This window comes from Achromobacter sp. SLBN-14 (assembly GCF_006715415.1).
In the GTDB taxonomy this organism is placed as follows: domain Bacteria; phylum Pseudomonadota; class Gammaproteobacteria; order Burkholderiales; family Burkholderiaceae_B; genus Achromobacter; species Achromobacter mucicolens.
Window position 1 is genome coordinate 5974195 of the sequence record NZ_VFNE01000001.1, and the last position, 21368, is coordinate 5995562.

Sequence of the window (21368 nt, forward strand, 5' to 3'; positions counted from 1 at the left end):
ATGACGTCGCTCACCCAGTCTTCCACCATCCTGGAACAGTACCAGGAGATCGCGCTCTCAACGAGCGAGATGTTGACGGCCGCCCAGGCCGGCGACTGGGACACCGCACTCATGCACGGCCAGCTCTATTGCGAGCAGGTCGAGCGCCTGCGCCATGCCGAACCCGTCAATCCGCTGGACGAAGCCGGGCGCAGCATGAAGTACGACTTGCTTGTGCGCATTCTTGAAAACGATGCCATGACGCGCGACCTGGCGCTGCCCCAGTTGGCGCGGCTGGGCGAACTGCTGGGACGCATGAAGCGCCAGCAGACCCTGCTGTCCGCCTACGGCAACCAGGCGCCTGACGAATGAGCATCGGTCCCGCCGCGCTCGGCAACGTCCTGGTGCAGCGGTTGGACGCCGTGCTTGGCACGACGATGTCCGCCGCGAACGCCAACCAGATTTCGGGCGCGCGGCCCGATGCGGTCAGCCAGCCCGGCAGCCCGGAGAAAGCCGGGCCTTCGGACGGCTCGGCGCGCGATACCCGGCAAGGCATACAAACTGGCGGCGCCCGAGGCGACCGCCAGAATACTGTTGTCGACCCCAAAACCGCCGCCGCGCTGGCACTGGCCGCGCGCGGCCTGGTCACCAGCAGCGACACGACCGCGTCAGCCCCGACCACGCTGGGCACGACGGCCCGCACCATCCTGGCCCTGCTTGCCCAATACCCCGAAGCCGCACCGGCCGTGCAAGGCCGAGCGCCCTTGTGGAGCGCCGATGCGCAGGGCGGACAGCAACCCGGCGGCGCCGCCCCGGGCAGCCAGGCCGGCCCGGCCCAACCCGGCCAACCCGCGCAGGCTGGCCAGCCCGGCCAGCCCGCCGCCGCACCGGCAACCCCGCTGCCCGCTGCCGCCGCCACGTCTGCCGCCACATCTGCCGCCACCCCGGGCGCTACCCCCGGCGCTGCCCCTTCTGCGGCCGCAGACGCGGCCAGCGCCAAGCCGGCCACGCATCCGGCTGGACAAGCCGTTGGCGCGAAAGGCGCCGACGCCGTCTCGCACGCCTCGCTTGCCGCCGGCGGCCCGTCTGCCCGCGCCCTCGGCCAGGCCTTGCGCAATGCGTTGCAGACCAGCGGCCTGTTCTACGAATCGCATCTGACCGACATGGTCTTTGGCCGCAAGAATCCGTCCACGCTGGAGAACGAGCCGCAAGCCCGGCTGTCTCGCGACACGGCCTCGCACGCCAACGTCCAGGCCCGCGGCCGCACCGAAGCGGCCAGCGCCAGCCGGTCTGCCGGCGGCGCAGAAGCGCCGGCATCCTCGGGCGGCTCGGCGGCATCGTCCACGCCCGGCGCGCCGATCAGCGGCATCCATCAGGATCTGACGGTGCTGGTGCGCCAGCAGCTGGACGTGCTGGCCAATCAGACGGTGAACTGGCAAGGCGAAGCCTGGCCCGGCACGCAGATGGAATGGGAAGTCGAACGCGACCCCTACGGCGCCGACCGCGAATCGGCGGTTCCCACCTGGGCCACGCGCGTCAAGCTGGATCTGCCGCGCCTGGGCCTGGTGGACGCGCGCCTGAACCTTGCGGGCGACCAGATCGTGCTGCAGCTCATTGCGCCGCACAGCGCCTCCGAGATCAATGACTCCTCGGACATGCTACGCTCGCGCCTTCTGGCTGCCGGCCTGACCCTGAGCAATCTGACGGTAAGCGTGGTTGAACCCCGCCCCGTCATCCCGACCGATTTCTGATGAACACCCCCTCCTCCCCCGCGGACGCCGGCCCGAACGCCAACCGCAACGCGGCGGTCGCCATCTCGTACGACGAAAGCGACGGCGCGCCCCGCGTGGTGGCCAAGGGCTATGGCCAGCTGGCGGACACGATTGTCCGCGCGGCCGAGGAAAACGGACTGTACGTGCACGAATCGCGCGAACTGGTGGGCTTGCTCATGCAGGTCGACCTGGACGCGCATATTCCCCCCCAACTCTATGTCGCGGTGGCAGAATTGCTCGCCTGGCTCTACCGCCTGGAATCGCGCGACATACCTCAGGCCGCGCGGCCCGAAATCTCTACCTAAGGACGATCACCGTGTTGGATGCCGCCGATCCGGAATTCCTGCTGACCCGGCCGGAAGACATGCGCTCAGCCCTCTTCGAGCTGACGCACCCTGACAGCCACATCCTGGTGCGCGATGCCGCGGACCGTGAGATTGCCGTGCTGATCCTGGGAGCCGACAAGCAGACGCGCCAGTTCTTCTGGCGCCCGCGCGACTACGATGGCGCGGACTTCGAGCAGTCGGACAGCATGGGCCTCTTGAGCGGCACGAACTTCCACTTCCACGCCACCGCCTATGGCGGCGTGCAGATCCGCTTTCGCGTCCAGCGTCCTGAAGTCATCCACTTCGATGACGGCAGCGCGGCGCTGATGTCGCCCTTCCCCGATCGCCTGGCCCGCATCCAGCGGCGCAAGATGTTTCGCGCCTCGATGATCACCAGCGCCAACCGGTGCCTCGCCACGTGGCAACCGGCGCCGGCGGACAAACCGGTGGGTTTCACCGTGCGCGACATTTCGGTGGACGGCGTGGGCCTGCGCGTGGGACTGGCCGTGGGCGAGCTACCCGAGCGCGGCACGGTGATGCAAGACGTGGAGCTGGATTTCGGCGAACTGGGCAAGCTGAGCGCCGACCTGGAAGTGCGCAACATCTATCCGGTGTCGGGCCAGCCGATGGCCGCCGCCGACGGCAGCGACGGTGAAGCGCCCAAGCACGTCTCGCTGACGGGCGAACCCCCGGTCAGCCATGTGGGCGCCCTCTTCATGAACCTGAACGCCCGCCAGGAAAACTGGCTGCAGCAGGTGGTGTGGCGCCTGGAGAAAGGCGCGCAGCGCAACTGAAGCGGCGTCTTGCGGGCACATGGCGTGCCCCTGATGACGCGCTCCTGTTGGCGCCGCTGCAACGCAAAAGGCCTTCCCGCGGGAAGGCCTTTGAACTGCTTGCCGGCCTTACACGGCCATCGACGAGATTTCCTTGTAGGCCGCAACCAGCTTGTTGCGCACCTGGACCGCCGTCTGAAAGCCCAGGCTGGCCTTCTGCAGGTCGATCATGACGTCGTTGAGCGAGATGTCGGGCGCGCCCAGCTCGAAGGCCTTGGCCTGGTTGCTGGCGGCGTTCTGGGCGGAGGTCACGCGACGGATGGAGCGCTGCAGTTCCGCGGCAAAACCGTCGGGTTGCGCGACGCCCTCGCCGGCGGACAGATTACCCGTCTCCGCCTTGCTCACGACCGCGCGCATCTGCTGGAGCATGCCTTCGATGCCGGACAAGCCTGATACAGCCATTACCTATTCCTTGCTGGTGGGGGATTACGCCAAATTGAAGACGCAGCGTAACGCCGATCCGGGCGGTCCATAGCCGACAAGAACCGCCAAAAAACCCGACATTTCAACGAATGCGAACGTCCCCCGCGGGGGATGCGGCCCCGCTTTGCGCCTCGTCATCGACATAGGGCTTAAGTAACGCCAAAAAACGGCTGTTTTCATCGATTGGGATTGGTGTCTCAGGGGCAATAATCCACGCTCTCCCCAGACCAGAAGCACGTTGCATGTGTAATCGGCCCTACCCAGACATGAAGTCATTTTCCCTGCTCCGCGAAGCCAGCGGGAGCCGTCAATGAATCAGCAGGCTACCCTGAGCTCGTCGCTTCTGGCCAAGTTCCCGGTGCTGGAACGGGTCCGCGCGCTTCCCAAGCCCGTCCTGCTCGGCGCCGCCGCGGCCCTTGTCGCGGTGATCGTCGCCGTGGTCATGTGGAGCAGCGAACCGAAGTACAAGGTCCTGTTCTCGAACCTGGACGACCGTGACGGCGGCGCCATCGTGACGGCCCTGGGCACGATGAACGTGCCCTACCGCTACAACGAAAACGGCACCGCGCTGCTGGTGCCCGCCGACCGCGTCTATGACGCCCGGCTGCAGCTGGCCTCGCAAGGCCTGCCGCGCGGCGGCTCCGTCGGCTTCGAGCTGATGGACAACGCCCGCTTCGGCGCCAGCCAGTTTGCGGAACAGATCAACTACCAGCGCGGTCTGGAGGGCGAGCTGGCCCGTTCGATCGAAGCCATGAACACCGTGCAGCACGCCCGCGTCCACCTGGCCATGCCGCGCCAGTCGCTGTTCGTGCGCGAGCGCCAGGCGCCCACCGCCTCCGTGCTGCTGAACCTGTACCCGGGCCGCAGCCTGAGCGATGCGCAGGTGTCCGCGATCTCCTGGCTGGTGGCTTCCAGCGTGCCGGAGCTGACCGCCGAAAGCGTGTCCATCGTCGACCAGAACGGCCGCCTGCTGTCCGCCCCGCTGGGCGAAGGCCGCGGCATGGACGCCGACCAGCTTCGCTTCGTGCGCGAGATCGAGCAGCGGACCGTCGAGCGCATCCTCACCATCCTGAATCCCCTGGTCGGCCCCGGCAACGTGCACGCCCAGGCCACCGCCGACGTCGACTTCTCGCGCCGCGAGGAAACGTCCGAGGTCTACCGTCCGAACCAGGAACCTGGCCAGGCCGCCGTGCGCAGCCAGCAGACCAGCGATTCCACCCAGCGTGGCGTCGGCCCGGCCCAAGGCGTGCCCGGCGCGCTGTCGAATCAGGCGCCCGCCAACGCGCAGGCGCCCATCACCAATCCCCCGCAGCAACAGCCGCCCCGCCCCGGCCAGCCCCCGCAGGCGGCCAACGCGCAGCAGCAACAACAACAACAGCAGCAGACCGGCACGCAGGCCCCCGCCGGCAACCTGAACGAGCGCCGCGACGCGACGACGAACTACGAAGTCGACCGCACCATCAGCCACATCAAGCAGCCCGTGGGCAACCTCAAGCGCATGTCGGTGGCCGTGGTCGTGAACTACGTGCGCGACAAGGACGGCGAACTTCAGGCCTTGCCGCCCGAGGAACTGAACAAGCTCACCAACCTGGTGCGCGAGGCAATGGGCTATTCCGAAGGCCGTGGCGACTCGCTGAACCTGGTCAACAGCCAGTTCAACGACGGCCCGCCGCCGCTGCCGATGTGGCGCGATCCGGAAATGATCTCGCTGTTCAAGACGATCCTGCTCTGGCTGGTCGGTGGCGCCCTGGCCCTGTGGCTGTACCGCAAGATTCGCCGCTCGGTCACCGAGTACCTGTACCCGCCGGTGGATCCGGAACAGGCCGAAGCCGAGCGTGCTGAGGCCGCCCGCGAGGCGCAGGACCTGGCCCGCGCCAAGGAAACCGATCGCTATCAGGACAACCTTGAACGCGCTCGCACCATGGCCAACAAGGATCCGCGCGCCGTCGCGATGGTCCTGCGCACCTGGATGACCAAAGATGAAAAATGATTCCCTGCCAATGGACGGCATGACGCGCAGCGCCGTCCTGATGATGTCGCTGGGCGAAGACGCCGCGGCCGAAGTGTTCAAGTACCTGAGCGCCCGTGAAGTGCAGCAGGTCGGCGCCGCGATGGCGAGCCTGAAGCAGGTCACGCGCAACGACGTCGCCGTCGTGCTGGAAGAGTTCCGCCAGGAAGCCGACCAGTTCATGGCCGTGACGCTGGGCTCGGACGACTACATCCGCAGCGTCCTGACCAAGGCGCTGGGCAGCGACCGCGCAGCCGGCCTGATCGAGGACATCCTGGAAGCCGGCGACGGCGGCAGCGGCATCGACGCGCTGAACTGGCTGGATCCGAACACCGTGGCCGAGCTGATCGGCGACGAGCACCCGCAGATCATCGCGACCATCCTGGTACACCTGGAGCGCGACCGCGCCGCGGGCGTGCTGGCGCTGTTGACCGACCGCTTGCGCAACGACGTCATGCTGCGCATCGCCACCTTCGGCGGCGTGCAGCCGGCCGCGCTGTCCGAGCTGACCGAAGTGCTGAACTCCGTGCTGGCCGGCCAGGGCGCCAAGCGCAGCAAGATGGGCGGCGTGCGCACCGCGGCCGAGATCCTGAACATGATGAACTCGACGCAGGAAGAGACCGTGGTCGCCAGCCTGCGCGAACGCGACAACGACCTGGCGCAGAAGATCATCGACGAGATGTTCGTCTTCGACAACCTGCTCGACGTCGAGGACCGCGCGATCCAGCTCATCCTCAAGGAAATCGACAACGACACGCTCATGGTCGCGCTCAAGGGCGCCCAGGAAGAGCTGCGCGCCAAGTTCCTGCGCAACATGTCCAGCCGTGCGGCCGAAATGCTGCGCGAGGACCTGGAAGCCCAGGGCCCGATCCGCATGTCGAAGGTCGAGACCGAACAGAAGAAGATCCTGCAGATCGCCCGCCGCCTGGCGGAAAGCGGCCAGATCGTGTTGGGCAACTCCGGAGACGACGCGTATGTCTGAAGCGGACAACGGCGCGACGACGCTCATCTCGCGCAGCGCCGCCTGGCGGCGCTGGCAGATGCTGTCGTTCGACGAGCCGGCGCCCGTCGAAGTCGAACCCGAGCCGGAACCCGATCCGGGCCCCGATCCCGCCGTGGTGATGGCGCAGTTGCGCGCCCAGGCGATTGCGGAAGGCCACGAGGAAGGCGTCACGCGCGGTCATGCCGCCGGGTTCGAAGCTGGCCAGCAGGCGGGCTATGAGGCCGGTCTTGCCGCCGGCCGCGAAGCCGGCCACGCCGAAGGCCTGGCCCAGGGCCGCGAACAGGGCGCCGCCGAAGCGCAGCGCCTGCATGCGCTGGTGGAAGCCTGCGCCGTCTCGATCGGCGCGCTGGAAGAAAAGATGGGGCAGAGCCTGTTGACGCTGGCCCTGGACATTGCCCAGCAAGTCGTGCGCACCACCCTCGCCGAACAGCCCGAAACGGTGGTGAACGCCGTGCGCGACGTGCTGCACATCAATCCGACGGCCGGCGGCCAGATGCGCCTGTGGGCCAATCCGGACGATATCGAACTGATCCGTCTGCACCTGGCCGACGAATTGAAGGAAGGCCACTGGCGCGTGCTGGCCGATGAATCCATTCTGCGTGGCGGCTGCCGCGCCGAGACGCCTTTCGGCGACATCGACGCCACCTTGCAGACCCGCTGGCGCCGCGTGGCCGCCTCGCTCGGCCGCAACGCCTCCTGGGAGGAGCCGGTGTGAACGGCAATCCGGCCTCCGAGCAACCCGGCCAGGCTGGCGCGCCCCTCGCGGGCGCCCCGGCCGTTTCCGCGTCGGCCAAGCCGACCGCGCCCGTGCTCGACCGCTGGCAGACGCAGCTTGAGATCGGCTCGATCCGCGCGGCGTCCACCGACCCCTGGCTGGTCAGCGGCAAGATCACGCGCGCGACCGGCCTCGTGCTGCACGCCACCGGCCTGCGCCTGCCCGTCGGCGCCGCCGCCCGCATCGAGATCGCGCGCGGCCACGACCATTGGGCCGACGCCGAAGTCGTGGGCTTTGACGGTCACACGCTGTACCTGATGCCGCAAGCCGACATTTCCGGCCTGCCGCCCGGCGCGCGCGTCGTGCCCGGCGAACCGCCCGTGCAGCGCCAGATTCCGCTGCCGCGCAAGGCCGAACTGAACGGCAACGCCAAGCCCCAGCTAGGCCGCCACCTGCCTGTCGGCAACGCCCTGCTTGGCCGCGTGCTGGACGGCGCGGGCCGTCCGCTCGACGGCCTGGGTCCGCTGACCGGCGCCGAACTGGCGCCCCTGTCTGCCCAACCGATCAACCCGCTGTCGCGCGCGCCCATCGATACGGTGCTGGACACCGGCGTGCGCGCCATCAATGGCCTGCTCACCGTCGGCCGCGGCCAGCGCATGGGCCTGTTCGCCGGTTCCGGCGTCGGTAAATCCGTGCTGCTGGGCATGATGGCCCGCTATACCAAGGCCGACGTGATCGTGGTCGGCCTGATCGGCGAACGGGGCCGTGAAGTCAAGGAATTCATCGAGCACAACCTGGGCCCGGAAGGCCTGGCGCGCTCGGTCGTGGTGGCCGCGCCGGCCGACGTGTCGGCGCTGCTGCGACTGCAAGGCGCCGCGTACGCCACGCGCCTGGCCGAGCATTTCCGCGACCAGGGCCTGGACGTGCTGCTGATCATGGACTCGCTGACCCGCTATGCGATGGCGCAACGGGAAATCGCGCTGGCGATCGGCGAACCGCCCGCCACCAAGGGCTATCCGCCGTCGGTGTTTGCCAAGCTGCCCACGCTGGTGGAACGCGCGGGCATGGGCGCGCCCGGCCCGTCCGGCAAGGCCGGCTCCATCACGGCGTTCTACACCGTGCTGGCCGAGGGCGACGATCAACAGGATCCGATCGCCGACTCGGCGCGCGCGATCCTGGACGGCCACGTCGTGCTGTCGCGCCACCTGGCCGAATCGGGCCACTACCCCGCCATCGACATCGAAGCGTCGATTTCGCGGGCGATGACCTCGCTCATCACGCCGCAGCAGTTCTCCATCGTGCGCCGCTTCAAGCAAAGCCTGTCGCGCTACCAGCGCAACCGCGACCTGATCGCCGTGGGCGCGTACGCCGCCGGCAACGACCCGCAGCTGGACGACGCCATCGCGCGCTACCCGCGCCTGGAAGCCTTCCTGCAGCAGGACATCGGCGAGAACGTCGGGTACGAAGACGCCGTCAATCAATTGCGAGCCAGTTTCGAATCACGGGACACTTATGCCTAGCCAACTGCCTCTGGACATGCTGATCAACCTGGCCAAGGAAAGCACGGACGAAGCCGCGCGCCTGCTCGGCCGGCTGACCGCCGAACGCAGCAATGCGCAACGCCAGCTTTCCATGCTGCACGACTACCGCCAGGACTACCTCGAGCGCCTTCAGACGGCGATGACGACCGGCATGGCCGCCAGCGACTGCCACAACTATCAGCGCTTCATCGGCACGCTGGACGACGCGATCGGCCAGCAGCAGGGCGTGCTGCGCCAGGCCGAGGAAAACCTGTCCAAGGGGCAGCTCTACTGGCAGCAGGAAAAACGCAAGCTCAACTCCTACGATGCCCTGGCGCAGCGCGAACAGCGCGCCCAGGCGCTGGTGGAGTCGCGCCGTGAACAGCGCGCCAACGACGAATACTCCGCCCGCCTGGTCCAGCGCCAGGCCAGCGGCATGCAGCATTAAGCAATACTCACAGGAAGCTTTAGATGACCGCTCCCCTGCCCTTGCCTTCGATCGCGCCGGCCTCTCCGGCGCCGGTCAACGACGCGCGCGGCGCCAAACCGGCTGCCGGGAACAAGAAAGATAAAGGCCCCGCCTTCTCCGACGTCCTGGCGCAACAGCGTCCGGCGCAGCAGCAGCCCAATCAGGCCGCCGACGCCCGGCCCGCGAACGGCAACAGCAAGACGCCGGCCAAGGACGGCAAGCCCGGCGATCCGGCCGCCACGGCCGAAGGCGCCGCCGCCGGCGCCATCAATGACGCGGTGCAGACCGCCGCCCAGGCCGAAGCCGGCGCGCTGGCCGTCGCGGCGCAGCTGCCCGTGGCCCCGTCCGACCTGCCGCAACAGGCCCTGGAGATCGCGGCCCAGGCCGCCGAACAGGTGCAGCTTGCCCGCGGCAATGCCGCTGCGGCCGTCACCGCCATGAACCAGGGCGCCGCCGTGCTGACGGCCGCGCTCAATGCCGCCGACACGTTGGCGCCGCAGGCCGCGCAGCAGACGCCGGTGGCCGCGACCGCCGGCCAGGCGCAAGACGCCGCCGCCCAGATCGCCCGCGACGCCGAAGCCGCGCTGCCGGTCCTCACCGCCGCGGTCAAGCCGGGTTCCGCGCCCGTTGCCCAGGCGCCTGCCGATCCCAAGGCGACGGTCAAGGCCGAAGCGCCCAAGGCGGCTGCCGACCTGCCGCTGCCGCGCGTCGCGCGCGAGACGCCCGCGGACCCGGCCGCGCCCGCGCCGCAGACCCACGTGGCCGATGAAGATCAGCCCGATCTGCTGGCCGGCACGACCCCGCAATTCCAGGCGCCGCAGCATGGCGCCACGCCGCACGAGGCGCTTGGCGCCGCGCTTGCCGCCGCCACCCAGCGGCAGGCCCTGCCGGTCGTCAACCAGGCCGCGCTCGCGCAGCCGGTCGTTCCCGTCGTGCTGCAAGTGGCCACGCCCGTCGGCGCCACCCACTGGGGCACCGAGCTTGGCCAGCAGATGGTCATGATGAGCAACAACGTGCGCCAGGGCATGCAGACGGCGGAACTGCGCCTGGATCCCCCGGACCTGGGCCCGCTGCGCGTCAGCCTGAACCTGGCCGATGGCGTGGCCAGCGCCTCGTTCGTGTCGGCGCACGCCTCCGTGCGCCAGGCCATCGAAGTGGCGATTCCGCAATTGCAGCAGGCGCTCGCCCAGGCCGGCATCTCGCTGGGCCAGACCAGCGTCGGCGAACAGGCCGCGCAACAGGAATTCGCGCAGCAGAACGGCAGCGGCTCGCAGCGTCAGCAAGGCGGCAATGCCGTCGTCGCGGACGGCGTGGCAGAGTCCGCGCAGCCCGCGGTGACGGTGTCGCGCAACGCCAACGCATTGGTCGACACGTTCGCGTAATGATCCGGCAGCCCGCGCCCGGCAACGGATGCGGGCGGTGCAGCAATAGCTTGAGATACGCGGCTTTCGCCCTGTTTTTCGCCTCCAAGCGGCGGTGTGAATTCGGGCAGAATGCTTTCATCCACTAAGAATCCGTTTTCACCAGCGGCATACACGCATCGAACTCCAGATGGCGACTATCAAACCCATTCCCGCGCCGGCGCGCGACGCGAAGTCCTCCGGCGGCATTGGCCGCATCCTTCGGCCGCTGCTGGCGATCCTGGTGCTGCTGCTGGTTGCCGCGGCCAGCGCCGGCGCAACCTGGTTCATCACGCAGCGCCTGCAGCAGCCGCAAGGCGGCGCTCCGGTGCAGCTTGGCGTGGGCCAGGTGCCTGGCGGCCAACCCGGCCAGCCGGGTCAGCCCGGTCAGGCCGGCGGCGTGCAAGGCCAGCCCGGCCAAGGCCCGCAGGCCACGCCGACGACCTTCGTCGCGCCTTCCGCCACCCCGATCGCCGTGCCCGCGCCCATCTTCGTGCCGATCGAAGCCTTCACGGTCACGCTGCAGAACGCGGACACGGAACGCATCATGCACGTCGGCCTGACCCTGCGCGTGAGCGACGAACAGACCCGCACGCGCCTGGAAAAGTACATGCCCGAAGTGCGCAGCCGCATCCTGATGGTGCTGTCGTCGCAGTCGCCCACCGCCGTGCAGACGCAGCAAGGCAAGAACGACATGGTCGCGGCCATCAAGCAGGCTGTGAACCGTCCCTTCTCGCCCCTGCCTGACGGCCAGTACGTGACCGACGTGCTGTTCACGGCGTTCGTGGTGCAATAAGCATGGCCTACGAGGCGTTTCTTTCGCAGGACGAAGTCGATGCGCTGCTGGCCGGCGTCACCGGCGAGAGCGATAGTAAAAAGGAATCCGACGGCCAGAACGCCGGCGCGCGCGCCTACGACTTGAGCTCGCCCGAGCGCGTCGTACGCCGCCGCATGCAGACGCTGGAGCTCATCAACGAACGCTTTGCGCGCAACATGCGCAACGTTCTGCTGAACTTCATGCGCCGCAGCGCCGACATCACCGTCGGCTCGATCAAGATCCAGAAGTACGCGGACTTCGAGCGCAACCTGCCGGTTCCCAGCAATCTGAACATGATTCAGATGAAGCCGCTGCGCGGCACGGCGCTCTTCACCTACGACCCGAATCTGGTGTTCCTGGTCATCGACAGCCTGTTCGGCGGCGATGGCCGCTATCACACGCGGGTCGAAGGCCGGGACTTCACCACCACCGAACAGCGCATCATCCGGCGCCTGCTCAACCTGACCCTGGAAAGCTACGGCAAGTCCTGGGATCCGGTCTATCCGATCGAGTTCGAGTACGTCCGTTCGGAGATGCACACCAAGTTCGCCAGCATCACCGGCAACAACGAAGTGGTGGTCGTCTCCTCGTTCCACATTGAATTCGGCGCGACCGGCGGCGACCTGAACATCTGCCTGCCCTACTCGATGATCGAGCCGGTGCGCGATCTGCTGACGCGCCCGTTGCAGGAAACGACGCTCGAGGAAGTGGATCAGCGCTGGTCGCAGCAGCTGTCGCGCCAGGTGCGCAGCGCCGACATCGACGTGGTCGCGGAATTTGCCCGCATCCCGTCGTCGATCCGCGAACTGATGAGCCTGAAGGTCGGCGACATCCTTCCGGTGGACGTGCCCGAAACCGTCATCGCCCACGTCGACGGCGTGCCGCTGATGGAATGCGGCTACGGCGTCTTCAACGGCCAATACGCCCTGCGCGTACAAAACCTGTTTACCCACGATACAGAACCCAACGAGGCCTCTGACCATGACTGACAAGAACGAGCCCGGCACTGGCTCGTCCCCGGCCGACGACTGGGCCGACGCGCTCGCCGAACAATCCCGCGCCAACCCGCCCACGCAAGCCGACGGTCTGAAGCCGCAGGACGACTGGGCCGCCGCGATGGCGGAACAGGCCGCCACGCCGGCGGCGGCTGCCCCCGCGCCCGCCGCCCCGGCCCCGGCCGCCGCACCCGCTGCGCCCGCGCAATCCGCGGCGCAATCGGTGTTCAAGCCGCTGGCCGGCGCCACGTCCGGCCAAGGCACCGACATCGACCTCATCATGGACGTTCCCGTCCAGTTGACGGTCGAGCTGGGCCGCACCCGCCTGACCATCAAGAACCTGCTCCAGCTGGGCCAGGGCTCCGTGGTCGAACTCGACGGCCTGGCCGGCGAGCCGATGGACATCTTCGTCAACGGCTACCTGATCGCCCAGGGCGAAGTCGTGGTCGTCGAAGAAAAGTACGGCATCCGCCTGACCGACATCATCACCCCGTCCGAGCGGATCAACCGCTTGAACAACCGTCGTTGAACCCTGGCGCCATGACCGAACCTGCTCTGCTGCGCGTCATCGTCGGCCTCGTGCTGGTGGTGGCCGCCATCCTGGTCTCGGCGTGGCTTGCCAAGCGCGCCGGACTGGTGCAACGCGGCGGCGGCAATCTGCTGCGCCAGGTTGCCAGCCTGCCGGTCGGTCCGCGCCAAAGCGTCGTCGTCGTCGAGATCGAAGACACCTGGCTGGTGGTGGGCGTTGGCCCGAACCAGCTCACCACCCTGCATACCCTGCCCGCCGGCCAGTTGCCGGAGGGTTCGCCTTTGCCCACGGCCGCCTTTGCGGCCAAGCTGGGCCAGGCACTCAAGCGCCGCTAAGGCACAACGCCCCGGCGCGATTCAAGCGATACCCATGAGTTTGCCTACCCGCACGACATTCGCACGCGCCGGCCAGCGCGCGCTGCCCATGCTGGCCGCCGCCGCGGTGCTGGGCCTGGCCTTCTTCCCGGCCGGCGTCGTGGCCCAGGCCACGCTGCCCGCGCTGACGGCCACGCCGGGCGCGGACGGCTCGCAGACGTACTCGCTCAGCATGCAGACCATGCTGCTGATGACGTCGCTGTCCTTCCTGCCGGCGGCGCTGCTGATGATGACGGGCTTCACGCGCATCATCATCGTGCTGGGCCTGCTGCGCAGCGCGATGGGCACCGCGATGTCGCCGCCCAACCACGTGCTGATCGGCCTGGCGCTGTTCCTGACCTTCTATACGATGTCGCCGGTGTTCGACAAGATCTACACCGACGCCTACAAGCCCTTGTCCGAAGGGACGATCCAGTTCGAGGCCGCGGTCGAACGCGCCGCCGGTCCCCTGCGCACGTTCATGCTGCACCAGACGCGCGAGAACGACCTGTCGCTGTTCGCCAACCTGGCCAAACAGCCGGCGCTGGAAGACCCCTCGCAGGTGCCGATGCGCATCCTGGTCCCGGCCTTCATCACCAGCGAACTGAAAACCGCCTTCCAGATCGGGTTCACGATCTTCATTCCCTTCCTCATCATCGACCTGGTGGTTGCCAGCGTCCTGATGGCGCTGGGCATGATGATGGTGCCCCCCGTCACCGTGGCGCTGCCGTTCAAGCTGATGCTGTTCGTGCTGGCCGACGGCTGGAACCTGCTCATGGGCTCGCTTGCCCAGAGCTTCTACCAGTAACGCCGCAAGGAGATCGCCATGACTGCCGAAACCGTCATGACCATGACCTACCAGGCGATGAAGGTCGTCCTGGCGATGGCCGGTCCCCTGCTCCTGGTCACGCTGGTGGTGGGTCTGGTCATCAGCATTTTCCAGGCTGCCACGCAGATCAACGAAATGACGCTGTCGTTCATTCCGAAGCTGCTGGCCATGTGCGGCGTGCTGGTGCTGCTGGGCCCGTGGCTGATCGGCGTCATGGTCGACTACATCCGGCAGCTCATCGGCCAGATCCCCATGCTGGTGTCCTGAGCGGCGCCCGCCGCCGGACACGGGTTGCCACGCCATGTTCTCTTTCACGCTCGAGCAGCTCAACGGCTGGGTCGGCCAGTTCCTCTGGCCGTTCGTGCGTATCCTGGCGCTCGTGGCCACCGCGCCCCTGTTCTCCGAATCGCTCATTCCCGTCAAGGTCAAGATTGGCCTGGCTTTCGTGCTGGCCGTGGCGATCGGGCCCGCGCTCGATGCCATGCCGCCGGTGGCGCCCGGATCGTACGCAGGCCTGTGGATGGTAATGCAGCAGGTGCTGATCGGCATCGCCATGGGCTTTACCATGCGCATCGTGTTCGCGGCGGTGCAGACCGCGGGGGAATTCGTGGGACTGCAGATGGGTCTGTCGTTCGCGTCGTTCTTCGATCCCAGCTCGGGCGCCAACACCGCCGTGCTGTCGCGCCTGTTCAACATCGTCGCGATGCTGACCTTCCTGGCGCTGGACGGCCACCTTCTCGTCCTGGCGGCCCTGGTGCGGTCCTTCGATACCTTGCCGATTGCCACGATCCAGCTGCACCAGAATGGCTGGGGCACGGTCGTCGAATGGGGCAAGACGGTGTTCGTGTCGGGCCTGCTGCTGGCGCTGCCGCTGATCTGCGCGCTGCTCACCATCAACCTGGCGATGGGCATCCTGAACCGCGCCGCCCAACAGCTTTCCGTGTTCTCGGTGGGCTTTCCCGTCACGCTCATCATCGGCGTGACGGTGTTGACCATCGTGCTGCCTCACGCCGGCCCGTTCCTGGAATCGCTCTTCGAATCGGGCCTGACCGCGATGAGCCGCGTCGTGGACGCGCTGGCGGGACGCTAGCGGGGCCGGCGAGCGGCCCTGCCGCCAGCCGATCAGTGCTGGCCCACCACGCGGAAGACGCGGATGGTCTCGCGCAGCGCGCCCGACTGATTGCCCAACTGCGTCACCGCGCCGCCCAGCTCCTGAACGAGCGCCGTGTTCTGCTCGGTCATCACGTCCATCTGCGACACCGCGGTGTCCACTTGCTCGATGCCGGTCGACTGTTCCTGCGAGGCGCGCGAGATCTCGCTGATGATGGCCGTGACGCGGTGCACGGCGTCCACGATCTCCTGCATCGTCGCGCCAGCCTGTTCGGCCTGTGCCGAGCCTTCCGTCACGCGATCGACCGAGTCTTCGATCAGCGACTTCACTTCCTTGGCCGCCTGCGCGCTCTTTTGCGCCAGGCTGCGCACCTCGCCCGCCACCACCGCAAAGCCCTTGCCGGATTCGCCAGCCCGGGCCGCTTCCACCGCCGCATTCAGCGCCAGGATGTTGGTCTGGAAGGCGATGCCTTCGATGATGCTGACGATGTCGGCGATCTTGCGCGAGCTGTCTGAAATGCCGTGCATGGTGTTGACCACCTGCCCCACGGCCACGCCGCCGCGCCGCGCGACGTCCATGCTGCTGGCGGCCAGGTCGTTCGCCTGCCGCGCGTTGTCGGCATTCTGACGCACGGTCGAGGTCAGCTGCTGCATGCTGGCGGCCGTCTGCTGCAACGACGCCGCCTGCCCCTGAGTGCGGCCGGCCAGCTCCTGGTTGCCGCGGGCAATGTCCACGGCGGCGTGCGTCGTGCCTTCGATGCCGCGGTACACATCGTGCGCGATGCCGATCAGGCTCTTGCGCATCACTTCCAGCGAAAACTTCAGGCTGCCCACCTCGTCATCCGACTCGGGCACGATCTGCGTGGTGAGATTGCCGGCCGCTACCTGGCGCGCCATGTTGGCCGCGTCCAGCATCGGATCCAGGAGCGAACGCGCCAGGCTCCAGCCCATGCCGTAGATGGCGGCAACGGCCAGCGCTATCGCGCCGCACCCCAGCCCCGCGCCCCACGGCGACAGGCTGTCCCAATTGGCGTGCAGTCCATAGGCGCCCGCCGCGGCGACGAAGCCGGCCGACAGCGTGGCGTGGCGCAGCATGCGGTTGCGCACGCCGGACCGGAACGGAAAGGCCAGCACGTCCAGCCCGCGGCGCCAGCCGGCGCGCACGGGACGGCCGCGCAGGATGCGCACGCCCCTGGCCGTGCCCTCGCGCATGCGCGCATAAAGTTCCTCGGCCATCTCGACCTGCTCTTCCGACGGGCGCACGCGCACCGACGAATAAGCCACGACCTCGCCGTTCTCGACAATGGGCGTGGCGTTGGCCAGCACCCAGTAAAAGCCGCCATCCTTGCGGCGGTTCTTGACGACCCCCAGCCAGGACTCGCCAGCCTCCAGGGTCTCCCAAAGATCCGCGTAGGCCTCCGGGGGCATGTCGGGATGGCGCACGATGTTGTGCGGCTTGCCGATGAGTTCGTCGCGCGTGAAGCCGCTGACATCGACGAACGCAGGGTTGGCATAGACGATGCGGCCCTTGGTATCCGTGCGCGAGATCAGGTATTGATCCTCGCGCAGCTTGGTTTCCACATTGGTGACGGGTAGGTTGACGCGCACGGCTTGTCTCCGGGTTTACAACATATACGACAGCAGATTGAGCGGCATGCAACGGACGCGATGCGAGGCAACGGTGCACTCCCGCCGGCTTCGTCTGGCGCCCGATCCCCCGGTCACCATCGATCACTGTGTTTTCGGCCTGACGCATCAGGCGTTGCCAATGTTTACGGTCATAAAGCAGAAAACTTAACGTGCTTATGACCGCGATCAACGCCCTTATAACCGCTGGAAATAAGACAAGCGATTCCTGCCGGATCCGGGCATTGCGGACGCAAAAAAACCGCGCCCGATCCCGCGTGTGCGGGATCGGGCGCGGCCCGGAACAACAACGATCAGTTCAGCGACGGCGCGGCATAACCGCCGAGCTGGTGCGCAGGCACTTCAATGACTTCGCCTGCGTTGATCTTGAACACGGCCACCGCTTCGGCCAGGCGCTGGGCCTGCTCCTGCAGCGAGCCGGCGGCGGCCGCGGCCTCTTCCACCAGCGCCGCGTTCTGCTGCGTCACTTCGTCCATCTGCGACACCGCGCGGTTGACCTGGTCGATGCCGCTGGACTGTTCCTCGGACGCCGCCGAGATCTCGCCCATGATGTCCGTCACGCGCTTCACCGATGCCACGATTTCCTGCATGGTCGCGCCGGCGCGTTGCACCTGCTGCGAACCGGCGCCCACCTTGGAGACCGAGTCCTCGATCAGACCCTTGATTTCCTTGGCGGCCTGGGCGCTGCGCTGCGCCAGCGAGCGCACTTCGCCCGCCACCACCGCAAAGCCCTTGCCCTGTTCACCGGCACGCGCAGCTTCCACCGCCGCGTTCAGCGCCAGGATGTTGGTCTGGAACGCGATGCCGTCGATGACCGACACAATCTCGGAAATCTTGCGCGAGCTGGCCGAAATGCCTTCCATGGTGTTGACCACTTCCGACACGGCGGAGCCGCCGCGTTCGGCCACGTCCGACGCGCTGGCCGCCAGCTGGTTGGCTTGGCGCGCGTTGTCGGCATTCTGCTTCACAGTCGAGGCCAGCTCTTCCATCGAGGCAGCGGTCTCTTCCAGCGAAGCGGCCTGCTCTTCCGTGCGGCTGGACAGATCCGTGTTGCCCGCGGAAATCTCGCGCGAGCCCACGGTGATCTCGTCCACGCCGCGGCGCACCGTCGACACCGTGCGCGTCAGGCTTTCCTGCATGCGCTTGAGGGCGGCGAACAGCTGGCCGATTTCGTTGTGCGAACGCACTTCCACGCGGCCCGTCAGGTCGCCGGCGGCGATCTTGTCGAAGTGCTGGCCGGCCTCGACCAAGGGGCGCACGACCAGGCGGCCGAACAGGATGCGGGCAAGCACCATCAACAAGAGGGCCAGCGCCACGGCAATGCCCACGGCGATCATGGCCAGCTTGAAGTTCGCTTCGGCCTGATCGATCGTCTGGCGCTGCTGATCGGCGATGTACTTGTCGAACTGGGCGATCGCCTCGATGAAGGCGGCGCTGCGCGGCGTGCCGTATTCGTTGTTCACCATGTAGAACGTCGAATAGTCTTCGCTGCGCAGGGCTTCGACCATCGTGTCCACGCCGTCGTCGATGTACGAGCGATAGCGGCGCACCAGGTTCATCGACAGCTGGCGGCCGGTGTCGTCCTCGAGCATGTTCTTCTGGAAATCGGCGAAGCGGCTGCGCACGCCGGTCAGGAGGTCGGTGGAACCCTTGAGCGCCGCGGCCGCGTCACGCGCCGAATTCTCGCCGCTGCCCCAGCCGGACTCCTGCAGGTGACGAGCGGCCACCATCAGGCCAACGCGTGCACGCAGCATGTCGCTGTTGATGATCTCGACCTGCTTGGCGCGCTCGGTCAGCGCATTGACCTCTCGGATCGATTCATAGTTGCTTTGCAGGAAGTAGGCGGCCAAGCCCCCCACTGCTGCGATCAGCAGCGCGAAAAACGCCATCACCCACAGCAGCATCGTGCCGACGCGCGCATCGCGCAGCCTCAGTTTGCGCTTGACCTTGGGTGCGCGCGCGGCTTTTTTCTTGCCCGCCTTGCCGGCCTTTGCGCCGGATTCGAGACTCGCTTCCATTTATTTCCCCATCCCTCAGGAACTGCTCTGACCAAATGAAAAACCACCCGTGGGACACGCCCTGTTACACAGGGCTTGCACTCAGGGCGACGAACATCGGGCTTGGGGCCCGACGTCTTCTGCTGGACTGCGGGGCTATTTGCCCTGCGGCGCCAGTCCGGCCGGTTCTCCCGGACCCGGAATGTAGATGGTTTGCACCTCGGGGGCCACGGCCGGTTGGGCCCAGTCCTGAGTGATCTCAGGCGCAGGGGCCGGTCCCAACAATTTCTGGCGTTCCCAGGGTTCCAGCAGAATATTGGTGCTGTCGACGAGCCGCATCAGCCGGCCATCGGGGCCGAACTGCAGCAGCGCTTCCTTGCGGCTGTACAGGCCGTCGGCGACAAAGGTGATTTTGTGGGACCAGAGCATCAGCACCGTGCCGTCGCTCTGTTTGAACTGTTGGGCAGGCGGAGCGGTCAGCGCGCGCGCGGCCTCTTCCACCGTCGTCTGACCGGGCGTCAGGGTCGACAGCTTGCTCGGATCGAAGTTATGACCCGTTGCCGCGCAACCCGCGACAAAGGCCGCAATCGCGGCCGCTGCCAGAAGATGTAGATAACCTCGCATACCCTGCCTATTTGCCGGCCTACCCGGCGTCAGAAAGATTCCCAATCGTCGTCCGAAGGCGCCTGCCGCCGGCTTGCGGCCGGTGCGGATGCGGGCTTCGGGTCGGTCTTCGCGGCAGGCGCGGAGCGCGTCGCCGCCGGTCTGCGCGGCGGCCGCGCCGCCGAGGCGCCTGCGGCCGGCTCGGACTTGGTGGCCGTGCTGTGCGCCAGCCGCACCGCGGCGGGCCTGGCGGCCGGCGCGGCGGGCGCCGGCGCAGGCTCGGGCGCCCGCGCGGGTGTCCCGGCAGCCGCCGGCGCCGCCACGCGGGCGGCCGGCCGATGCTGCTGGGCCAACTGGCGCGCCGGCACTTCGATGACTTCGCCCGCATTGATCTTGAACACGGCCACCGCTTCGGCCAGGCGCTGGGCCTGATCCTGCAGCGAACCCGCGGCGGCAGCGGCCTCTTCCACCAGCGCCGCGTTCTGCTGCGTCACTTCGTCCATCTGCGAAACCGCGCGGTTGACCTGGTCGATACCGCTGGACTGCTCTTCGGACGCCGCCGAGATCTCGCCCATGATGTCCGTCACGCGCTTCACCGAAGCCACGATCTCCTGCATCGTCGCGCCGGCGCGTTCAACCTGCTGCGACCCGGCGCCGACCTTGGAGACCGAGTCCTCGATCAGGCCCTTGATTTCCTTGGCCGCCTGCGCGCTGCGCTGCGCGAGCGAACGCACTTCGCCCGCCACCACTGCAAAGCCCTTGCCCTGCTCGCCCGCGCGGGCCGCTTCCACCGCGGCGTTCAGCGCCAGGATGTTGGTCTGGAACGCGATGCCGTCGATGACCGACACGATTTCCGAGATCTTGCGCGAACTGGCCGAAATGCCTTCCATCGTGCTGACCACTTCCGCCACCGCCGAACCGCCGCGCTCGGCTACGTCCGATGCGCTGGCCGCCAGCTGGTTCGCCTGGCGGGCGTTGTCGGCATTCTGCTTGACGGTCGAAGCCAGCTGCTCCATCGATGCGGCGGTCTCTTCCAGGGAGGCCGCCTGCTCTTCCGTGCGGCTGGACAGATCCGTGTTGCCCGCCGAGATCTCGCGCGAACCGACGTTGATTTCGTCCACGCCACGGCGCACCGCGGAAACGGTCCGCGCCAGGCTTTCCTGCATGCGCTTGACTGCCGCCATCAGCGCGCCGACCTCGTTCGTGGAATTCACATCCACCCGCACGGTCAGGTCGCCGGCGGCGATCTTGTCGAAGCTCTCGCCCACGGCGCGCAGCGGACGCAGCACGACGCGGTTCATGAAAAGGAACGCGCCCAGCGACACGGCCAGGATCAGCAGTGCCAGGGCGATGTACACGTAGGTCATCGTCGACGCATGCGCGCGCGACGTCTGCAACATCTCTTGGCTGTACTTGTTGATGTTCGCGGAGAAGTCGGTGAGCTGCTTGAAGAACGCGCCGCTGGCGGCGCCCGCCTTGGTGTTCTTGAGCGACAGGTAGGTCGCGGCATCGCCCTTGTCCAGCGCTGCCATCATGCTTTCCAGCGACTCGGCAAAGCCGTTGAACGCGGAAACCAACTGGCCTTCCGACGCGCGGCCGACCTCGGTGGTCTTCGGAATCGCCTTGAAGGTCTCCATCTTCTTCTTGGAGTCCGCGATCAGCTGCTGGACGATGCGCGAATTCTCGGCGGCGCCGCTCGTGTCGCCAGCGGCGCGTTGCGCGGCGGCAATGTCGGCGCGCACGGTCGCGCGCAGCATCTGGGTGTACGAATCCTTGATCAGATTGCTCTGCTGCACGCTCAGAGAATCCAAGGCGTCGATCGCCCGGGTGTTGGACTGCATGCTGTTCCAACCCAGGACAATGGCAACGAGCGCGGCCAGGGCAACTGCCAACTGGGCCAGCATCAATCCGGTGCGCACCTTCAGATTGCTAAACATTTCCGTAGTTCCGGTAGCCGTCCCGGCGGCGCTTTCGAGGCCGCCGGGCCGTAAAAGGGGTTTTCCTCTACTGCCTGTTCAATGCACTGACGCCCACTACAAC

22 protein-coding genes are annotated in these 21368 nt (G+C 67.4%); 17 read left to right on the forward strand and 5 right to left on the reverse strand.

The window, feature by feature from the left end; all coding sequences use genetic code 11:
* The 4 genes from FBY20_RS27480 to FBY20_RS27495 are packed head-to-tail and all read left to right on the forward strand — an operon-like array spanning nt 1 to nt 2871.
* Complete coding sequence (locus FBY20_RS27480; protein ID WP_062841391.1) at nt 1–351, forward strand: flagellar protein FliT; 351 nt, start codon at nt 1–3, stop codon at nt 349–351.
* Nucleotides 348–1730, forward strand: a complete 1383-nt coding sequence (locus tag FBY20_RS27485; RefSeq protein WP_142055705.1) for a flagellar hook-length control protein FliK — start codon at nt 348–350, stop codon at nt 1728–1730. Before FBY20_RS27480 ends, FBY20_RS27485 begins: the two co-directional genes overlap by 4 nt.
* A complete protein-coding gene (locus FBY20_RS27490; protein WP_056316694.1) occupies nt 1730–2056 on the forward strand; it encodes an EscU/YscU/HrcU family type III secretion system export apparatus switch protein in 327 nt (108 codons plus the stop codon). Before FBY20_RS27485 ends, FBY20_RS27490 begins: the two co-directional genes overlap by 1 nt.
* Nucleotides 2057–2067: 11 nt before the next feature.
* On the forward strand, nt 2068–2871 hold the full coding sequence (locus FBY20_RS27495; protein WP_369818492.1) for a flagellar brake protein: 804 nt from the start codon (nt 2068–2070) through the stop codon (nt 2869–2871).
* Nucleotides 2872–2979: 108 nt separating this feature from the next.
* On the opposite strand, the gene fliE is transcribed toward FBY20_RS27495, so the two are convergent.
* On the reverse strand, nt 2980–3312 hold the full coding sequence (gene fliE / locus FBY20_RS27500; protein WP_056316686.1) for a flagellar hook-basal body complex protein FliE: 333 nt from the start codon (nt 3310–3312) through the stop codon (nt 2980–2982).
* 331 nt (nt 3313–3643) lie between these two features.
* Between fliE and fliF the strand changes: the two genes are divergently transcribed.
* From fliF to fliR, 13 genes are all read left to right on the forward strand, one after another.
* A complete protein-coding gene (fliF, locus tag FBY20_RS27505) occupies nt 3644–5323 on the forward strand; it encodes a flagellar basal-body MS-ring/collar protein FliF (protein ID WP_142055707.1) in 1680 nt (559 codons plus the stop codon).
* Entirely contained in the window at nt 5313–6323 is a 1011-nt protein-coding gene (gene fliG / locus FBY20_RS27510) for a flagellar motor switch protein FliG (protein WP_056316680.1), read from the forward strand. Before fliF ends, fliG begins: the two co-directional genes overlap by 11 nt.
* A complete protein-coding gene (fliH, locus tag FBY20_RS27515; protein WP_142055709.1) occupies nt 6316–7059 on the forward strand; it encodes a flagellar assembly protein FliH in 744 nt (247 codons plus the stop codon). The genes fliG and fliH overlap by 8 nt, the downstream gene beginning before the upstream one ends.
* Nucleotides 7060–7151: 92 nt before the next feature.
* On the forward strand, nt 7152–8579 hold the full coding sequence (gene fliI, locus FBY20_RS27520) for a flagellar protein export ATPase FliI (RefSeq protein ID WP_056318674.1): 1428 nt from the start codon (nt 7152–7154) through the stop codon (nt 8577–8579).
* Nucleotides 8572–9027: a flagellar export protein FliJ gene (gene fliJ / locus FBY20_RS27525; RefSeq protein ID WP_056316675.1), complete on the forward strand. Its 456-nt coding sequence runs from the start codon at nt 8572–8574 to the stop codon at nt 9025–9027. Before fliI ends, fliJ begins: the two co-directional genes overlap by 8 nt.
* Nucleotides 9028–9050: 23 nt before the next feature.
* Nucleotides 9051–10430: a flagellar hook-length control protein FliK gene (locus FBY20_RS27530; RefSeq protein ID WP_142055711.1), complete on the forward strand. Its 1380-nt coding sequence runs from the start codon at nt 9051–9053 to the stop codon at nt 10428–10430.
* A 169-nt stretch (nt 10431–10599) separates the two neighbouring features.
* Nucleotides 10600–11244, forward strand: a complete 645-nt coding sequence (fliL, locus tag FBY20_RS27535; protein ID WP_056316670.1) for a flagellar basal body-associated protein FliL — start codon at nt 10600–10602, stop codon at nt 11242–11244.
* Nucleotides 11245–11246: 2 nt separating this feature from the next.
* A complete protein-coding gene (gene fliM / locus FBY20_RS27540; protein ID WP_056316666.1) occupies nt 11247–12254 on the forward strand; it encodes a flagellar motor switch protein FliM in 1008 nt (335 codons plus the stop codon).
* Complete coding sequence (gene fliN / locus FBY20_RS27545) at nt 12247–12789, forward strand: flagellar motor switch protein FliN (protein WP_056316662.1); 543 nt, start codon at nt 12247–12249, stop codon at nt 12787–12789. The genes fliM and fliN overlap by 8 nt, the downstream gene beginning before the upstream one ends.
* A gap of 11 nt (nt 12790–12800) precedes the next feature.
* The gene (fliO, locus tag FBY20_RS27550) at nt 12801–13124 is read left to right on the forward strand and encodes a flagellar biosynthetic protein FliO (RefSeq protein ID WP_056316659.1); all 324 of its coding nucleotides are present in this window, start codon (nt 12801–12803) and stop codon (nt 13122–13124) included.
* A gap of 34 nt (nt 13125–13158) precedes the next feature.
* The gene (fliP, locus tag FBY20_RS27555) at nt 13159–13950 is read left to right on the forward strand and encodes a flagellar type III secretion system pore protein FliP (RefSeq protein WP_369818491.1); all 792 of its coding nucleotides are present in this window, start codon (nt 13159–13161) and stop codon (nt 13948–13950) included.
* An 18-nt stretch (nt 13951–13968) separates the two neighbouring features.
* On the forward strand, nt 13969–14238 hold the full coding sequence (gene fliQ / locus FBY20_RS27560; RefSeq protein ID WP_056316656.1) for a flagellar biosynthesis protein FliQ: 270 nt from the start codon (nt 13969–13971) through the stop codon (nt 14236–14238).
* Nucleotides 14239–14272: 34 nt separating this feature from the next.
* Nucleotides 14273–15061 (forward strand): flagellar biosynthetic protein FliR, encoded by a 789-nt coding sequence (fliR, locus tag FBY20_RS27565; RefSeq protein ID WP_128828151.1) that lies wholly within the window; start codon nt 14273–14275, stop codon nt 15059–15061.
* Nucleotides 15062–15093: 32 nt separating this feature from the next.
* Here the strand turns inward: fliR and FBY20_RS27570 are convergent, their stop codons facing one another.
* The 4 genes from FBY20_RS27570 to FBY20_RS27585 form a co-directional block, all read right to left on the reverse strand.
* Nucleotides 15094–16689: a PAS domain-containing methyl-accepting chemotaxis protein gene (locus FBY20_RS27570; RefSeq protein WP_142055713.1), complete on the reverse strand. Its 1596-nt coding sequence runs from the start codon at nt 16687–16689 to the stop codon at nt 15094–15096.
* Nucleotides 16690–17021: 332 nt separating this feature from the next.
* Complete coding sequence (locus FBY20_RS27575; protein WP_062840925.1) at nt 17022–18746, reverse strand: methyl-accepting chemotaxis protein; 1725 nt, start codon at nt 18744–18746, stop codon at nt 17022–17024.
* A gap of 135 nt (nt 18747–18881) precedes the next feature.
* Nucleotides 18882–19349, reverse strand: coding sequence for a hypothetical protein (locus tag FBY20_RS27580; protein ID WP_056316644.1), 468 nt, complete (start codon nt 19347–19349; stop codon nt 18882–18884).
* A 29-nt stretch (nt 19350–19378) separates the two neighbouring features.
* Nucleotides 19379–21265: a methyl-accepting chemotaxis protein gene (locus FBY20_RS27585; protein ID WP_142055715.1), complete on the reverse strand. Its 1887-nt coding sequence runs from the start codon at nt 21263–21265 to the stop codon at nt 19379–19381.
* Nucleotides 21266–21368 lie beyond the last annotated feature (103 nt).

Excerpts from the sequence above, each read along its gene's own strand:
- FBY20_RS27480 (WP_062841391.1), top strand. The coding sequence starts at position 1 with ATGACGTCGCTCACCCAGTCTTCCACCATCCTGGAACAGTACCAGGAG.
- FBY20_RS27485 (WP_142055705.1), top strand. The coding sequence starts at position 348 with ATGAGCATCGGTCCCGCCGCGCTCGGCAACGTCCTGGTGCAGCGGTTG.
- FBY20_RS27490 (WP_056316694.1), top strand. The coding sequence starts at position 1,730 with ATGAACACCCCCTCCTCCCCCGCGGACGCCGGCCCGAACGCCAACCGC.
- fliE (WP_056316686.1), bottom strand. The coding sequence starts at position 3,312 with ATGGCTGTATCAGGCTTGTCCGGCATCGAAGGCATGCTCCAGCAGATG.
- fliF (WP_142055707.1), top strand. The coding sequence starts at position 3,644 with ATGAATCAGCAGGCTACCCTGAGCTCGTCGCTTCTGGCCAAGTTCCCG.
- fliG (WP_056316680.1), top strand. The coding sequence starts at position 5,313 with ATGAAAAATGATTCCCTGCCAATGGACGGCATGACGCGCAGCGCCGTC.
- fliH (WP_142055709.1), top strand. The coding sequence starts at position 6,316 with ATGTCTGAAGCGGACAACGGCGCGACGACGCTCATCTCGCGCAGCGCC.
- fliJ (WP_056316675.1), top strand. The coding sequence starts at position 8,572 with ATGCCTAGCCAACTGCCTCTGGACATGCTGATCAACCTGGCCAAGGAA.
- FBY20_RS27530 (WP_142055711.1), top strand. The coding sequence starts at position 9,051 with ATGACCGCTCCCCTGCCCTTGCCTTCGATCGCGCCGGCCTCTCCGGCG.
- fliL (WP_056316670.1), top strand. The coding sequence starts at position 10,600 with ATGGCGACTATCAAACCCATTCCCGCGCCGGCGCGCGACGCGAAGTCC.
- fliM (WP_056316666.1), top strand. The coding sequence starts at position 11,247 with ATGGCCTACGAGGCGTTTCTTTCGCAGGACGAAGTCGATGCGCTGCTG.
- fliN (WP_056316662.1), top strand. The coding sequence starts at position 12,247 with ATGACTGACAAGAACGAGCCCGGCACTGGCTCGTCCCCGGCCGACGAC.
- fliO (WP_056316659.1), top strand. The coding sequence starts at position 12,801 with ATGACCGAACCTGCTCTGCTGCGCGTCATCGTCGGCCTCGTGCTGGTG.
- fliP (WP_369818491.1), top strand. The coding sequence starts at position 13,159 with ATGAGTTTGCCTACCCGCACGACATTCGCACGCGCCGGCCAGCGCGCG.
- fliQ (WP_056316656.1), top strand. The coding sequence starts at position 13,969 with ATGACTGCCGAAACCGTCATGACCATGACCTACCAGGCGATGAAGGTC.
- fliR (WP_128828151.1), top strand. The coding sequence starts at position 14,273 with ATGTTCTCTTTCACGCTCGAGCAGCTCAACGGCTGGGTCGGCCAGTTC.
- FBY20_RS27575 (WP_062840925.1), bottom strand. The coding sequence starts at position 18,746 with ATGGAAGCGAGTCTCGAATCCGGCGCAAAGGCCGGCAAGGCGGGCAAG.
- FBY20_RS27580 (WP_056316644.1), bottom strand. The coding sequence starts at position 19,349 with ATGCGAGGTTATCTACATCTTCTGGCAGCGGCCGCGATTGCGGCCTTT.
- FBY20_RS27585 (WP_142055715.1), bottom strand. The coding sequence starts at position 21,265 with ATGTTTAGCAATCTGAAGGTGCGCACCGGATTGATGCTGGCCCAGTTG.